We start from the raw sequence: 15757 nt of genomic DNA, 5'->3' as shown, positions 1-15757 counted from the left end.
ATCCTTGGAATACTAGGAGAATGGATAGAAAAAACAAAAAAATACCTAAAAATGGGTATTGACTTGATGTTATTAAATTGTTAATATTAAACTGATTTAGCGTACAAAGTTCTCAATCTTTTTAAATGTAATTTTTATGGAGCTATCAAAAAGACATTGCCAATACTGTGGGTCGGCGATCCATGGAAGGTCAGATAAGAAGTTTTGTAATGACGCCTGTAGGAGTAGTTACAACAATCAGCGAAGGGATGACGACGCGGATGAAGTCAAAAACATTCAGTACATTCTAAGAACCAATAGGAAAATACTGATGATGGTTTTAGAAGATGGTGTAGAAACTGTCAAAGTTCCGAAAGAGAGATTGTCTCAGTTGGGATTTAATTTTAAATACCATACCCACCACTTTCAACATTCTCCATCCATGAATTTTTGGTTTTGTTTTGATTATGGTTTTCTTGACTTTTGGAATGGTTGGGTACTTGTGGTCAGAGATATGGGAGAGAGTTATCTTCAGAACCTCAATAGACTTTTTGGGAACATGGGAAAAGGATCATAATAAGCATTCTCCCGTATAATCTAAAGTAGCCTAAAATTATATGAACAGTACCAAAGATTATCTTGAGGAGCATTATGAGGAAATTGTCTTTGCGGAAATGAGCTCTTGGCTTGCTAAAAACCATAAGCGCCCCTCTATTCTCAACCTGATTACTAAAGGAACTCAAAAAACCATCAATCAGATCATACCCCAAAAGGTCCACAGAGTGATCACATTTGCCATTGAAAATATGATCAAGGGATTACTTTTTGGAACAAAATACATCACACCTAAACCACTGGAAGGTTTAAAACTTAAAGAGCGGGAAGAAAAAGTAGACAGAATCATCAAGTTTTACAAAAACACAGCCTCTGCTGAAGGTGCGATTACTGGAGCTGGAGGCATTCTCATGGGCTTTGCTGATTTTCCTGCTTTTCTTAGTATCAAAATAAAAATGCTCTGTGAGATTGCCGCTGCTTATGGAATTGATGTGAAAAGTTTTCAGGAAAGGCTTTTTATGCTCTATGTTTTCAAACTGGCGTTTTCCAGTCAAGAATCAAGAAACGAAACAGTTAAAGTAATAGAAGATTGGGATGCTCATACTGCTTTATTACCAATGGATGAGGCTGATTTTGATTGGATGGAGTTTCAATTGGAATATAGGGACTACATGGATCTGGCCAAATTGGCACAACTTATTCCAGTAATTGGAGCCGGAGTAGGAGCAGTAGCGAATTACCAACTCTCTGCACTCCTTGGAGAGACTGCCAAGCAATGTTACAGGGTCAGGTACTTCAAATGGGATTTGTAAGAAATGAGGGAAGAACTTCTGGAAGCCCTTCCCTCTAAAAAAAACCGTGTTAAAAAATGGAATAAGATTTATACAATTTACAAATAATAAACCTGCATAGAAATACCCTCTACAGGGTATTTTTCCTTTTAAAATAGAGGTTAAAGCTAATTTTTTATTTGAATAATTTTGAATTGAGCCTTTTGATTTTATTAAGGGTTCATGGTCATAATAGTTTTATTTTTTTTGATCTAAAGAGCTTTTGATTTCAGCACCTTATTTATCCACTCCTAACCTGAGATGAACTTTTGAAAAAAAATTAATAAAGTTCTCCAAATCAGCTTTACTTTTGGCCTGTGAATTACCCAGCATTTCCATGAAGAAAGCCATACTCTTGGTTTTATGTACTTTCCTGTTGCTCGATACCTCCATTGCCCAGAGGAAAATCAATTCTGATTACCGTCTACACATTAAAAGTGTATCAGACCCGATCAGCATTGATGGTGTGATGGATGAAGAGACTTGGGCAGAAGCTGAAATAGCTACTGATTTTTTTATGATCATTCCTATGGACACTTCCTTTTCCAGTGTGCGAACGGATGTCAGAATGGCCTATGATGAAAAACACATTTATATCCTGGTCGAAAACTTCCATGCTTTGGATGGACCTTATATGGTGGAGTCTCTCAGGAGGGATTTTTCATTTGGGAAGAATGACAACTTTATCTTTTTTATGGATCCTTTTGATGATCAACTGAATGGTTTTTCGTTTGGTGCCAATGCTGCTGGTGCCCAGTGGGATGGGATTATGTTCAATGGAGGACAAATAGACTTGAGTTGGGATAATAAATGGGTTTCAAAAGTCCAGAATTATGAAGACCGCTGGGTCTTCGAGGCTGCGATTCCCTTTAAATCTATCCGCTACAAAGATGGTATCAAAGAATGGGGAATCAATTTCAGTCGTATGGACTTAAAGACCACAGAGAAATCCGGCTGGGCACCAGTGCCAAGACAGTTTCCTTCAGCTTCTTTAGCCTATACAGGTGTGTTGGTATGGGATTCTCCACCTCCTTCCCCCGGTCCGAATGTTTCTGTAATTCCATATGCACTTGGAGGCATGAACAGGAATATTCAAGAGGGGCAGGGTGCAGAGTACAGAAATGCTTTTGGTATGGATGCCAAAATCGGATTGAGTTCATCATTGAATTTGGACTTGACTGTAAATCCGGATTTTTCACAGGTGGAAGTAGATAGGCAAGTCACCAACTTAGAGCGCTTTGAATTATTTTTTCCTGAACGGAGACAGTTTTTCCTTGAAAACGGGGATATCTTCGGAAACTTTGGATACGAAACAATAAGACCATTTTTTTCGAGAAGGGTAGGTCTGGATGCTCCAATTATTGCAGGTGCTAGATTAAGTGGCAGGGTCAATAAAGATTGGAGAGTAGGTGCCATGAGCATGCAGACTGCTGCTGTACCCGAGAATAACTATGGTGGGCAAAACTATTCAGTAATATCTTTACAGAGAAGGGTTTTTTCAAGGTCCAATATAGGAGCTATTCTTGTAAACAGACAATCTGCACCTTTTGAACCCAATGCGGGAGGAGAGAGAAGGTTCAGTGAATACAACCGCAATGTTGGTTTTGAATTCAACTATGCTTCACCCAATAATTTGTGGACCGGAAAGGCATTTATGCTTAACTCTTTCAGTCCTATTCAAGGTCATGGGGTTGCTTATGCTTCCAATCTCCGCTATGCTTCAGGGAATCTGACATGGAATTGGAGACATGAATATGTTTCCGAAAATTATACTGCAGAGGTAGGTTTTGTTCCCAGAACGGGTTTTTACAAAGCAAGTCCCAGTGTGGGCTATCTTTTTTTTCCGAAAAGTAAAAAAATACTCAGCCATGGACCTGAACTGAATGTCAACCTTTTTTACAATACTGACTGGGAATTGACAGACAATGAATCTTTCATGGTATATAGGGTGAGATTTAGGAGTCAAAGTAACCTTTTTGTATGGGGAGCTTATGATTTTATAAAGCTTCAGCGTCCTTTTGACCCGACTAATTTTTCGGGTGATTTGCTTGAGTCAGGTACAGATCATCAGTGGTATTCGGTAGGAGGTGAATATACATCCAAACCTCAAAGCCTTTTTACTTATTCAGTTTCGGGTAGACTGGGCGGATATTTTGCAGATGGTGACCGGTATAATCTAGCAGGTGAAATGGGCTATAGAATTCAGCCTTATTTCAGTATGACCATGAATGCCAATTACAATGAAATCCACCTGCCCGAACCTTGGGATGTGACCAGGTTTTGGTTGATAGGTCCCAGGTTTGACCTGACACTGACCAATACCTTTTTCATTACCACCTTTGTGCAGTACAACGAACAGATAGAAAACATCAATTTGAATGCGCGCTTGCAGTGGAGGTTTGCACCTGCATCAGATATTTTCTTGGTCGTAACAGATAATTACCTTCCGGCACCATTTTATGCAAAGGACAGGTCAGTTGCTTTAAAGTTTACCTATTGGTGGAACTTGTAGCGTTTGGTTTTTTTGGATCCGATAAACTCATCCGCCCCTTTTATTTAAAGAGATGGATTTTTTTGACTTGAGAGAATTTAGAATTTAAGGATAAACTCCTGTAGGTTTTCAGATCGTTGGAGTTCGAGTTTTTTGCGCAACCTGTATCTGGAGATTTCTACCCCTCGCGTACTGATATTCATCAGGTATGCAATTTCTTTGGAAGAAAGGTTCATTCTCAAATAGGCGCTTAATTTGATTTCCTGAGGACTAAGATTGGAAAACTCAGATTTGAATCGGCTCATAAAGTCACCGTGCACTTGATCGAAGTGGATTTCAAACTGTTCCCAATCTTTATCGCCGGCAATGTTTCGGTCAATATTGTGTATGACTTTTTGTATTTCATTTTTGACCTCTTGATTTTTGCTTTTTTTGACTATAGTACCCAATTGGTTTTTAGTATGGTCTATAAAGCCGTTTTTATTGAGCAGGTGCATGGTTGCCGATGCCAATTCTTTGTTTTTGCTTTGAATTTCTGCCTGAAGTTTCTCTGTTTTCAACCTTTCAATTTCCTCTTTTGAATTAATGAGAGCAGATTCCTTGGCTTCTATGACTTCTTTTTGCTTCGCTGTAATGGCTTTGGTTTTCTTTTGATAACGCTTATCTACATATTTGAAAGTAAAATATAGAATTACCATTGCAAAAACGAAGTAGCATAGATAGGCCCAGATGCTTCTGTACCAAGGAGGGAATACCTCAAATGAAAATGTATCTTCTGAAGAAAGCTGGCCATAAATATTTCTGCTCCTTACATGGAATGTGTAACTTCCCTCACGCAGATTGGTGAAGGCTTTTTCCCTTTTGGTGCTCCATTCACCAAAATCTTCCTCCAATCCTTCCAGCCAAGTTTGGAAAAGTGTAGTGTTCTCTTGGTTTGGAATTGGATTTGTAAACTCAAAGCGAATATTGGCCGAACCGTAATCAAATTGATGTTTATATAGGGAGGGATCTGAACTTTCGTAAGAATTTTGAATTGGATTTTTCCTCAAATTTATAAGGGAATCAGCAAGACCTGTCAAATAGACTGCTCTGATCAATGTAGGAAATGAAGATGCAGAAGTACGTTTATTCCTTTCGAGCTTGTACCAAATAAAACCTTCATTGGCTGCAAACAAAGCTTCATTTGAACCGAGTAGAGATACATTTTGCAAATCGTCATTGAGAAATGGGATGATTTTATTGAATATTTGATGGTTTTTGACAAAGGCTCCGTTGATTTGATTTTCTAATACACCGGCCTCATTTTCTCCGATGTAAAAGATGTTCCCAATGGGATCTTCGATCAAACTTGTGACGAGAAATTCAGTCCCGAAATAATCTATGAAAAAAGGATCTTTTTCAAACCTGTCAGTTTCAGAATTGTAAGTATATACTCCATACTCAGTTGTAAATACAAGTCTGTCGTTTACTTGCCAGACTGAAATCAATAAATTGGTCGGCAATCCTTTTTCTACTCCATAAAAACTCACTTCAGCTGATTTAAGGTCTTCAGAAAGTTTGATTTTATAGACTCCCTTGTAGCCATGTGTCATCCAGATATTACCTTCATTGTCCTGCTGCATGATTCTGGAAGATTCCTGAAATCCTTCCACCTGATGGGAAAAGTTGACTTTGTCTCCCTCTTTTTTGAATACGATCAAACCTGAATAAGTGCCTGAAAGAATATATCCAGGATTTTCTTTCAAAGGCAGGAAATTCCAAACGCCCTGTATATCGGTTAACTGATTAGCTATTCCATTTTTAATTTCAAAAGCCCCATCATTATGGGCAAGTAAGATATGATTGTAAATGTTTTTAACCTGGTAAACCTGGCCCTCGGATTTTGGAATAAATTTAATCCCGGTATTTCTCTGTAAGTCTTGGACAAAAAGCCCATTATTTGTCCCGTAATAGGCTTGCCCATCACTCACCATGGCATAATAGCCAGTGCCAGTCAGTTCTGAAAATTGATCAATCAACCTAAAAGGCAGGCTCATTTCCAGTAGGCTGATACCATTGTTGTGCCCTAACCAGAGATTTCCGGAAACATCTTCAAAAATGGATAGAATGGTATTATTCTGCATACCTGTGTTCTTATCCATGTGCAATAGCTGCTCACCTGTGTCACTGAGAATGTAAACTCCGTCATTTTGTGTACCGATAGCGATCTCTCCGTTTTTCAAACGTCTGACCTGATTGATTTGCTGGATTTGTTGGTTTTTAATTGCGCTCCAAGGTAAAGTACTTTGTTCATCATGTACAAAAACTCCATGATCCCTAGTGAAAATCAGATTTCTGCCTTGGACAAGATTGAGAATTCCTGTGATGGTTTTGTCACGGAAAAAATTCTTTTTATCTACCTGAACAAGATCTGAATTTTCCAATTTCAACAAGCCCTGTTCTCTGTCCTGTATAAAAAGCTGATTGTTTGAAACGTGAAAAGTCTCAAAAGAGCTAAGACTTTCCAAGGTGTAGTTTAGGTCTAGATTTTCTGAAAATACAAAGATACTGTTTACTGTACAGAAAATCAGAGACTGATGAATGTGGAATATTTTCCAGATTTCATCCAGACTTCTGGTGTTTTCAGGTAATTTGTTGACAAGGGACTGAAATGCCAAATTACCATTTTCACCTGGATAGAAATAACCAAATTCTCCTTGTCCTGAGGCGAAAATTTTTTCCTCACTGTCTATGTAAATACTCCTGATTTTGGTGCTATTTGGTAAGGAGTATCTTCTCCAGTCAGTACCATCATATTCCAAAAGACCAAAATTATTTGCCACATAGACCAATCCCGAAGCACTCTGACTTATCTGAAAGTTCTGGATTCCCCCTTGATATTCTTGGCTTGAGTAAAATTTAGAGAAGGGAAGGCCAAGTTGTTGAGCTTGGGTAAAAACAGTAAAGAAAATGGAAAATAGCAGTAAAAGATACCTATACATGCCAATTCAAATTGATAGAAGGCCTAAGGTAGTAAAAATATAAATTGATGTAGTTGTTTTTCTAAAAGCAGTATTTTTTCAAGGAAATAGAAATGTCTCTTAAATGCCTATATAGCGTATTTTGAATCATTTTGTAGAGTTTTTGTGAAATGATAATTACAGTATTGATGTAGTATTGATGTAGTTTGATTTTTTGATTATGAGCACCCTTTGAGTTGATTGCTCTCAGTAAACAATAAATCCAAAATTTATGAGAACAGTTTTATGCTTCTTACTCAGCATAATGTTCCAGCTTTCAGTTTCGGCTCAAACAAAAAACATTTCAGGCCGAATAGTAGATGAAGGAGGAGAACCATTGCCGGGAGTAAGCATTCTTAAAGTAGGTACTACCGCTGGTACCGTCACCGATATTGAAGGTGAGTATAGCCTGGCAGTTTCTGAAGGTGAAGAACTTCGGATAAGTTTTATAGGCTTCAAAACACAGGTAATTAAAGTCGGGGCGGCTTCCGTAATTAATGTGCAGCTTGAATCAGAACTGTCTTCTTTGGGAGAGGTCATCGTAGTGGGGTATGGTACTGCCACGAAAAAGGAATTGACAGGAGCTGTATCTCAGGTCAAAGGAGACAATATTACAAAGATGAATATGCCCAGGCTGGACCAGGCCTTGCAAGGTCAGATAGCAGGTGTGAATATTTCTACCAATTCAGGTGCTCCTGGGGGAACTTCCAATATTCGTATCAGAGGAATTGGGACATTTGGAGAAAATGATCCTTTAATCCTTGTTGATGGTGTCATTTATGATGCTGCCGGTCTCAATGCTTTGAATCCCAATGATATTGAGTCTGTTAATGTTCTTAAAGATGGAACGGCAGGAATATATGGAGTACGTGCTGCAAACGGGGTTATTTTAATTGAAACCAAAAAAGGAACTCTCAATAGTCGGGCGAGCCTGGATTTTAGTGCTTACTACGGAGTGCAACAAACTGCCAAGCAATTGGACATGTTGAATGCCCGACAGTATGCCGTATTGAAAAATGAAGCCTTTGCCGCTGGTGGACTTGGTAGACCATTTAACAATACTGAACTAGGAGAAGGGACAAACTGGCAACAGGAAGTTTTTCAGGAGGCACCCATTCAGGAATATAACCTGACGGCCACAGGTGGCTCCGAGAAGACATCTTACTCTATTGGCGGGTCTTATTTTGCACAGCAAGGTATTATAGGTGGACCCAAGGCCAGTTTTGAGCGATACAATGCAAGAATAAACTTCAGCACAGAAATCGCTCCAAAAGTAAGGCTGACAAATGTTTTGCTTTATACCCATGAGCAAAGTAGCGGTATTGCGCAAGGAGGTATAGGTTCAGTACTTTTCAATGCAGTAAACGCTTACCCTACAGAACCGATTTTTGTGGATGGACGCTATTCGTACTTGGATTTGGTCAATGACATCATCAACCCTGTAGCACAAATAGAAAATACATACAATGAAACTTTTGTAAATAAGCTGGTTGGTAAAGAAGAGCTCACTTACAATATCAATCCTTTTTTTACACTGACCGGAAGAGCGGGTTATAATTTTGCTTTGGTGGATTCGAAAGCTTTCAATCCTTTGGTTTGGTATGGTACTGGGAAATTTGCCAATACAGCAAGAAATGCCAACTTGGATCCTGTGATTGTCAATATCGGAGAGTTGGATATAGAAAGAGGAGCTTCTGTCAATGAGTCGAGAAACACATTTTTGGACTATAATTTTGAAGCATTCTTAAATTATGACAGGACTTTCCAAGAAGACCATAGGGTAAAAAGTATGGTAGGTGTTTCTTATTTGGGAAATAGAAGTCTTGGGTTAAACGGAGTTGGATTCAATATCCCGAATAATTCTTTAGAATTGGCCGATATTTCTGCTAATCAAGCACCTGGAGGGTTTTTGAACAATGTAGGTTCTTTTCAAGCCAGACAGAGATTGACATCTGTATTTGTCAGGGGAGAATATGATTACCAAGGTAGGTATCTTATTTCCGGTATCCTGAGACGAGATGGATCAACTAATTTTGGACCAAACAACAGGATTGGCTATTTCCCTGCGGTTTCAGGAGCTTGGTTGATTTCAGAAGAATCATTCTTTTCCTCTTCAGCAATAGACTTTTTGAAGCTAAGGGCGAGTTTTGGGATTTCAGGCAATGATCAGATAGGCTTGTTCAGGTACAGAGGTCTCATGAATGGGCTTGGTAGATATGTTTTCAATGACCTAATTGTCAATGGAGCTGCTATCGGTGCTACCAGCAATCCTGATTTGAAATGGGAAACCACTTACCAGACCAATATTGGTGTAGATTTCACTTTGTTGGGTAATGTTGACTTCACAGCCAATTACTTTATCAAAGACACCAGAGACCTACTGTTCCAGCCAGCGGTTTCTGCACTTTTAGGTTCATATGGTGCTGGCGGATTTCCTCCAGTGATCAATGCGGGGAATGTTACTAATAAAGGTATAGAGCTTGAGATAGGTTACAGCACCCGAAGGAGTTCAGGAGTCAATTTCAGAGTTGATTATAATGTTACTTTCTTGAGGAATGAGGTAACTAGAGTTCCGGAAGGCTTTGACTTTATTCCTGGAGCAGCCTTTGGTGTAGGGGGCAACGTTGCAACCCGTTTTCAGAAAGGATTCCCAATAGGGTATTTTATAGGCTATCAGACAGACGGTATTTTCCAGACCCAAGAAGAAATTGCCAATAGTCCGGTAAGTCAGTCAGGTGCTAGGCCGGGTGACTTGAGGTTTGTAGATCAAAATGGAGATGGAAGTATCAGCTTCAGCAATGATTCGGACAGGACTTTTGTAGGCTCTCCAATTCCAGATGTGATTATGGGTTTGAATTTAGCTGTAGACTTCAAAGGCTTTGATGTATCGGCCAATATTTACGCTGCTTTGGGTCAGGACATCATCAGGAATTATGAAAGGCAACAGCCTTATGCCAATCAATTAAGCTATTACCTCAACAGGTGGACAGGGCCCGGAACAAGCAATGAGGTTCCGAGAGTTACAACGGGAAACACAAGGAATACAGTTTTCTCAGATTTTTATGTTGAAGATGGATCATTTGCCAGATTAAGAAATGTACAGGTAGGTTACACCTTGCCGGGAGAGCTTAGTCAAAAGATGAAAATTCAATCCGTTCGCTTTTACATCGCTGCCAACAATTTGGTGACACTGACCCGCTACATGGGTTTCGATCCTGATGTAGGGTCAGGAAATCCGCTTTTTGCAGGTGTTGATAATGGTATTTATCCACAGGCAAGATCAATCATGGGGGGAGTAAACTTTAGATTCTAAACACATGAAAAAAATACTCATAATCTGTTCGGTACTCATGGCGATGACCATGTCATGTGACCAATTGCTGGATATAGACCCTGAGTTTACTCAGGATGCAGAAAATTTCTTCAATACAGAGGAAGATTATCAAAGAGCACTGATTGGAGCTTATGATCTCATGCAAACTGCATACTTGCAGATTTGGATCGGTGAAATAGCTTCAGATAATTCCATAGCAGGAGGTGAATCAGTGACCGATACACAAGGGCTTCATGATATTCAGAATATGGTTCATGGGGGAGAGAATGCCGAGCTTAGGGATGTTATGCGCTTCAATTATACTGGGATTGCCAGGGCTAATTATATTTTTGAATTCCAGGACAACCTGGACTTCAATGGAAAAGACAAGCTCTTGGCAGAAGCAGCCTTCCTAAGAGCTTATTATTACTTCAATTTGGTCACCTACTTTGGGGATATGCCTTTGATCGTTGATAGGAGAATTGCGATCAGCGAGATCCAAAGAATAGACAGAACCCCAAAAGAGCAGATATATGCTCAAATTGAAGCCGATCTGAACAGGGCCATCAACACCCTTAACTGGACTGATCCGGAAACAGGAAGGATTACCAAAGGAGCGGCATTGGCCCTGCTGGGCAAAGTTTTACTTTACCAGAGCAAATACGGTGAGGCAGCTCAGGTTCTGGATGAACTGATCACGACCAATCAGGCCGGTTATGGGCTGTTTGAAGATTATGCTTCTTTGTTTTATGTAATCAACCAAAATGTCAATGAAGATGTATTCACCATTCAGTATTCAGGTGCTCAGGGTGGGGATTATGGTTGTTTTGTATGTCTTCAAGGAAATCTGGCTGTAGGTTTTCATGGTATCAGGCAGTACAACGGGCCTTTTTATGCAGATGGGAACAGTTACAATCTACCTACTCAGGACTTGTATGATTATTTTGATCCGGCAGACCCTAGGAGAGAGGCTACTATTTTGGACATCGAGGCATTTATCGCAGTCCAGCCCAACCCGGGAAATATTAACTATGCCATCGGAGGAGGTGGTCATACAGGCTATTACAATAACAAATACATCAAAAGAGCAGACGAAAGAGGCTTGCCGGATGATGACCTGACCAGTCCTTTGAACTATAGGGTAATCAGGTATGCCGATGTTCTGTTGATGGCTGCAGAGGCATTTGCAAGAACAGGAAATGATGCCAGAGCCAGGACTGAACTCAACAAAGTCAGAGAGAGGGTGGGTATGCCACTCATTAACAGTACGGGACAATCCTTAATCAATGATATTTTGAGAGAAAGAAGACTGGAGCTTTCGGGAGAAGGCTACCGCTTTTGGGACTTGGTCCGTACGGGCCAGGCTGCCCAGGAAATTGAAGGATTTCAAACCGGAAAGCATGAGCTTTTCCCTATACCTCAAGTAGAAATAGACCTCGCAGGAGGCAATTGGAGACAAAACCCAGGATATTAACCAAAATCAATTAATTATGAGAAAATTACTTAAGTACTTACTAGTAGTGCTGCCTTTTGTGGTCATGGCGGCCTGTGTGGATGAACAAAACATCGAAGATCTTCCACCTACTTCAGAAGACGCTACTTTTAGCGTAGAACCAACAAGTGAAAACCCCAATATTGTCAATTTCACCGCAGACAGGGAGTTTTTCAGAATGCAATGGGATCTTGGAAATGGTACCACTGTAGAGGGTAGGACTGTAACCGGAACTTACCCTAACGAGGGTACTTACACTGTAACGCTTACCGTATTCAACGCAGCTGGTAGTGCTTCTTTTAGTCAAGATATTGTGATAGACCAGACCGACCCAACACTTTTGGATAGTCCTATTTTCAATATCTTGACAGGAGGAATCAATGCCATAGAAGGTAGAACCTGGGTGATAGATTCAGCTCGGGTGGGTCATTTTGGAGTAGGTCCGAACCCATCTCAGGCAGGTGACTTCCCAGAGTGGTATGCAGCTCAGGCAAATGAAAAAAGGGGAAGCGGAATGTACACAGATAGATATACTTTCTTTTTGGATAATTTCGGTTTCAATATGGAAACCAACGGGTTTGTATATTTGAATGAAGCTCAGGGTCCAAATTTCCCAGGTGCTTTTGATCCGGGAGTTGGAGACTTGTCTGCTCCTTATGAAGCACCGGATGGATTGACTTGGTCTTACACGGAGGTAGAAAATGGTTTTGACGAGTTAAGAATTTCAGAAGGAGGTTTCTTGGGATATTTTGCCGGAGGTACCACTTATCAGATTGTGAATCTGGAAGAAAATGAAATGTTTTTGAGATATATAGATCAGGCCAATGAGGAACTTGCTTGGTATATCCGTCTGATTCCAGCTGGATTTGACAGTGGAGAAGATGTTCAGGAGGAAGAGCCAAGCGATGTCAATTTTAATTTTGAAGATTTGATAGGAGATGGTACTCAGGCTTGGACATTGAAGTCTGCAGCTGGGGCATTTGGTGTAGGTCCTGCTCCTGGAAACGATTCATTTTTCCCAAATGGAAATGATATTTCAGATGAAAGAGCTTGTCTGTTCAATGACTTGTATATATTCAGCGAAGATGGTACTTATGAATACGATACCCAAGGTGATATTTTTGCCGAGTTTTACATGGGAGTAAGTGAGGAAGGGTGTCAGGATGAATCTAACCTTGAAGGCACACCAGGTGAAGCATGGGGTTCAGGAGTTCATAGTTTCGAATTTACTCCGGGTGAAGGAAGTACAAGGCCAAAAATCACTGTAACCGGAACAGGTGCATTTGTTGTATTGGCCAAAGCATTCAACGGTGGAGAATATGAGCAAGGGCCACCAAATGAAAATGCGTCAGTGACTTATGATGTTTTGGATTATGATCCTGAATCAAAAGAACTTACATTAACAATTGATATCACCAATGATGGTGGCGTTTGGTGGACTTTTGTCCTAGTACCAAATGAATAATAATGATTTTAGCAATGGCTAAATTTAAATTAATAGGTCTTCTTTTCCTGGCTGCTTGGATGAGTAATTCTTGCAGTCAGGATGAAGTGGACGATATGGTCTTATTGCCTTCAAATCTTCAAGTCGAAGTGGAGGAGTTGGAAAGAGGGGAAGTCTTGGTTCGCTTTAGTGCGGACAATGTGAACTTCTTTAGAGTAGGGTTTGGAGTGGGTGATCAAGCACCGGAAAGAGCCACTGGGAATCAGGCAAGGTTCACTTACCGCAATCCAGGGACTTATGTGATTACAGTACAGGCCCATGCTACTGAGTCCGATTTTATTACAGAGACTGTTTCTGTGGAAATTCCTGAAACAAATTCAGGGCTTAGCATTCCCTCTACGGGATATGAAAGCCCATTGGAATATGATGGCTACACTTTAAGTTGGCAGGATGAATTCGAAGGAAATAGCCTGGCATCCCATTGGGTACACGAACTGGGTGACGGATGTCCAAATCTATGTGGTTGGGGGAATAATGAGCTTCAGTTTTACAGGAGAGAAAATACCACTGTAAGGGATGGCTACTTGATTATCCAAGCTAAGGAAGAAGCTGTAGGAGGAAAGAACTATAGTTCGTCAAGAATCAAAACCCAGGAACAGGCAGTTTTCCAATACGGAAGAATAGATGTAAGGGCTGCTTTGCCTAAGGGGCAGGGGATCTGGCCGGCAGTATGGATGATGGGCGAAAATATTCCCCAGGTTGGATGGCCTGCTTGCGGTGAGATCGATATTATGGAAATGATTGGCGGATCTCAGTCCGGAAGAGATGACACCACCCATGGAACCGTTCATTGGGACAATAATGGATCCTATGCCAATTTTGGAGGAAGTAAAACACTCTCTGAGGGAATATTCAATGATAATTTCCATGTGTTTTCTATAATTTGGGATGCTGAAAAAATCATCTGGCTCTTAGATAATGATCCCTTTCATGAAATTGATATCCGCCCCAGCGCCTTGGATGAATTTAGGCAACCGTTTTTCTTTTTGCTCAATGTAGCTGTAGGGGGTAATTGGCCAGGAAATCCTAATGCCAGTACTTCATTTCCACAGCAAATGGTAGTAGATTACATTCGGGTTTTCGAAAGAAATTAAGCAATCATGATTTCACATAAAGAGCGGGATATTTCTCCCGCTTTTTTTATTTCTCTACCTTTGGGGTGAGAAAAATCTGATCTAAAACTTACAAAATTGATGGAATCACAACCAAACAATCCTCTTCATGGCGTCCGTCTAATTGATATACTTGAACACCTTGTATCCACCTACGGGTGGGAAGAAATGGGAGATCGAATTAACATCAGGTGCTTTACCCACAACCCTTCTATCAATTCAAGCTTGAAGTTTTTGAGAAAGGAAGAATGGGCAAGGAAAAAAGTCGAGGAGCTTTACCTCAAATCTTTAAAAAGGAGATGATTTTCTGAAATATTTGATTTTTAAGGGTTTAAGTATAGTATTTTTTTAAAAAAATATTTTTTGGCTCAAATGTTTGAAATCTCTGATGAGATGCAAAAATCTGAATTTGAAATTCAAAATTTCTTAACTACCTCATTTTCAATACAAATTATAGTTTGATTTCAAGTGATAAATAATTTGTTTATTGGATTTTTTGTAACATCTTCGAGTTCAGATATTTGAAAAAACCAGGATTTGATCCGCTCAAAAGTCTGCTTAAACAAGTCTTATTTATCTTTGATCCATTATGAAGAATACCACTAAACTGATTCTGGCCAATTTATTTGCTTTGGTTGCAGTCATCACCGTTTTCTCCTTGTCCAAGACACAAGGGATAGAGTTGGGCTTTAGTTCCCAAGCATTGGTTCCTTCTGCATTGCTTTTGATAATACCACAGATGGGTTTTGCTTATCTGTATTGGAAGTCGATTGTAGACAGGAAGAAGGCAGTCGCCTGATAAATTTACTTAATCACCCTGATTTTATATTAGTCCAAACCCGTCTCAGTTGCTACTGAGCACGGGTTTTGTGTTTTGGTACTTTCAATCTTTAATTTTTATGGTTTTGCTGGGGAACAATTCCGGCAATCCACTTTTGTACTGGATAATATCAAAGCCATGTTGTGTTGGCTTAATGGCCTGACTGGGATTTATACTTTGAATTCCGTTTTGGTTTGGGTGTACCTTAAAGGTTCCATTTGGGCTTGCTTTGATGGTTTGACTAGGACTGATATTTGGAATCCCATTTGAGGTCTCAAAGACATCATATCCTCCAAGGTTATTGGGCTTAATGACTTTGACTGGTGCAATTTCCGGAATTCCGTTATTGGTATTGTAGACTTGCTTTACTCCACTTTGGGGGTTAGTCCTGATTACTTGGGAAGGGAAGATTTCCTGAATGCCGCTGCTGTTGTGGTTGTAGATATTTAAGGTGTTTGGAGCTACGGTTTTGATGCTCTGATTGGGGAAAATGGAAGTAACCCCATTTTGAGTTGGAAAGGTCTGAATTGTTTGTGCTGCAATCAAACTAAAAATAAAGAGAAAGCAGAAGGTGAATATTTGGGTTTTCATGACATAGAGCGTTTTGTTGTATCTTAATATAAGTAAAAAGCAGGAGAAGGTTTTGGTTTTTGGATATTAAA

11 protein-coding genes are annotated in these 15757 nt (G+C 39.9%); 9 read left to right on the top strand and 2 right to left on the bottom strand.

Features of this window, described 5'->3' with window-relative positions; translation table 11 throughout:
- Positions 1-136: 136 nt before the first annotated feature.
- The 3 genes from A33Q_RS02960 (at position 137) to A33Q_RS02950 (ending at position 3876) form a co-directional block, all read left to right on the top strand.
- A complete protein-coding gene (locus A33Q_RS02960) occupies positions 137-556 on the top strand; it encodes a DUF2116 family Zn-ribbon domain-containing protein (protein ID WP_051394800.1) in 420 nt (139 codons plus the stop codon).
- A 40-nt stretch (positions 557-596) separates the two neighbouring features.
- Positions 597-1346: an EcsC family protein gene (locus tag A33Q_RS02955; protein WP_009034774.1), complete on the top strand. Its 750-nt coding sequence runs from the start codon at positions 597-599 to the stop codon at positions 1344-1346.
- A gap of 355 nt (positions 1347-1701) precedes the next feature.
- Positions 1702-3876: a DUF5916 domain-containing protein gene (locus tag A33Q_RS02950; RefSeq protein WP_009034773.1), complete on the top strand. Its 2175-nt coding sequence runs from the start codon at positions 1702-1704 to the stop codon at positions 3874-3876.
- 77 nt (positions 3877-3953) lie between these two features.
- Here A33Q_RS02950 and A33Q_RS02945 read toward each other — a convergent pair whose 3' ends face one another.
- Positions 3954-6836, bottom strand: coding sequence for a two-component regulator propeller domain-containing protein (locus A33Q_RS02945; protein ID WP_009034772.1), 2883 nt, complete (start codon positions 6834-6836; stop codon positions 3954-3956).
- Between the two features lie 250 nt (positions 6837-7086).
- Here A33Q_RS02945 and A33Q_RS02940 point away from each other — a divergent pair, with 250 nt between their 5' ends.
- The 6 genes from A33Q_RS02940 to A33Q_RS02915 all read left to right on the top strand — a co-directional run bounded on the left by A33Q_RS02940 (position 7087) and on the right by A33Q_RS02915 (position 15074).
- The gene (locus A33Q_RS02940; RefSeq protein WP_016254559.1) at positions 7087-10167 is read left to right on the top strand and encodes a SusC/RagA family TonB-linked outer membrane protein; all 3081 of its coding nucleotides are present in this window, start codon (positions 7087-7089) and stop codon (positions 10165-10167) included.
- Between the two features lie 4 nt (positions 10168-10171).
- Positions 10172-11641 carry a RagB/SusD family nutrient uptake outer membrane protein gene (locus A33Q_RS02935; protein WP_009034770.1) on the top strand — a complete coding sequence of 490 codons (1470 nt, stop codon included), beginning with the start codon at positions 10172-10174 and terminating at the stop codon, positions 11639-11641.
- 16 nt (positions 11642-11657) lie between these two features.
- A complete protein-coding gene (locus tag A33Q_RS02930; RefSeq protein ID WP_009034769.1) occupies positions 11658-13124 on the top strand; it encodes a PKD domain-containing protein in 1467 nt (488 codons plus the stop codon).
- A gap of 14 nt (positions 13125-13138) precedes the next feature.
- The gene (locus A33Q_RS02925) at positions 13139-14257 is read left to right on the top strand and encodes a glycoside hydrolase family 16 protein (protein ID WP_040489790.1); all 1119 of its coding nucleotides are present in this window, start codon (positions 13139-13141) and stop codon (positions 14255-14257) included.
- Between the two features lie 99 nt (positions 14258-14356).
- Positions 14357-14578, top strand: a complete 222-nt coding sequence (locus tag A33Q_RS02920) for a VF530 family protein (RefSeq protein WP_009034767.1) — start codon at positions 14357-14359, stop codon at positions 14576-14578.
- A gap of 286 nt (positions 14579-14864) precedes the next feature.
- Positions 14865-15074, top strand: coding sequence for a hypothetical protein (locus tag A33Q_RS02915; RefSeq protein WP_009034766.1), 210 nt, complete (start codon positions 14865-14867; stop codon positions 15072-15074).
- A gap of 84 nt (positions 15075-15158) precedes the next feature.
- Here the strand turns inward: A33Q_RS02915 and A33Q_RS02910 are convergent, their stop codons facing one another.
- Positions 15159-15686 carry a hypothetical protein gene (locus tag A33Q_RS02910; protein WP_009034765.1) on the bottom strand — a complete coding sequence of 176 codons (528 nt, stop codon included), beginning with the start codon at positions 15684-15686 and terminating at the stop codon, positions 15159-15161.
- Between the last annotated feature and the right edge of the window lie 71 nt (positions 15687-15757).

The sequence above is a fragment of the Indibacter alkaliphilus LW1 genome (genome assembly GCF_000295935.2).
In the GTDB taxonomy this organism is placed as follows: Bacteria; Bacteroidota; Bacteroidia; order Cytophagales; family Cyclobacteriaceae; genus Indibacter; species Indibacter alkaliphilus.
This window is presented reverse-complemented; position numbering and strand designations above follow the sequence as displayed.

Bases quoted from the DNA above. Each gene is read 5' to 3' on its own strand.
- A33Q_RS02910 (WP_009034765.1), bottom strand. From the start codon at position 15,686: ATGAAAACCCAAATATTCACCTTCTGCTTTCTCTTTATTTTTAGTTTG.
- A33Q_RS02935 (WP_009034770.1), top strand. From the start codon at position 10,172: ATGAAAAAAATACTCATAATCTGTTCGGTACTCATGGCGATGACCATG.
- A33Q_RS02925 (WP_040489790.1), top strand. From the start codon at position 13,139: ATGGCTAAATTTAAATTAATAGGTCTTCTTTTCCTGGCTGCTTGGATG.
- A33Q_RS02915 (WP_009034766.1), top strand. From the start codon at position 14,865: ATGAAGAATACCACTAAACTGATTCTGGCCAATTTATTTGCTTTGGTT.
- A33Q_RS02940 (WP_016254559.1), top strand. From the start codon at position 7,087: ATGAGAACAGTTTTATGCTTCTTACTCAGCATAATGTTCCAGCTTTCA.
- A33Q_RS02945 (WP_009034772.1), bottom strand. From the start codon at position 6,836: ATGTATAGGTATCTTTTACTGCTATTTTCCATTTTCTTTACTGTTTTT.
- A33Q_RS02955 (WP_009034774.1), top strand. From the start codon at position 597: ATGAACAGTACCAAAGATTATCTTGAGGAGCATTATGAGGAAATTGTC.
- A33Q_RS02960 (WP_051394800.1), top strand. From the start codon at position 137: ATGGAGCTATCAAAAAGACATTGCCAATACTGTGGGTCGGCGATCCAT.
- A33Q_RS02950 (WP_009034773.1), top strand. From the start codon at position 1,702: ATGAAGAAAGCCATACTCTTGGTTTTATGTACTTTCCTGTTGCTCGAT.
- A33Q_RS02930 (WP_009034769.1), top strand. From the start codon at position 11,658: ATGAGAAAATTACTTAAGTACTTACTAGTAGTGCTGCCTTTTGTGGTC.
- A33Q_RS02920 (WP_009034767.1), top strand. From the start codon at position 14,357: ATGGAATCACAACCAAACAATCCTCTTCATGGCGTCCGTCTAATTGAT.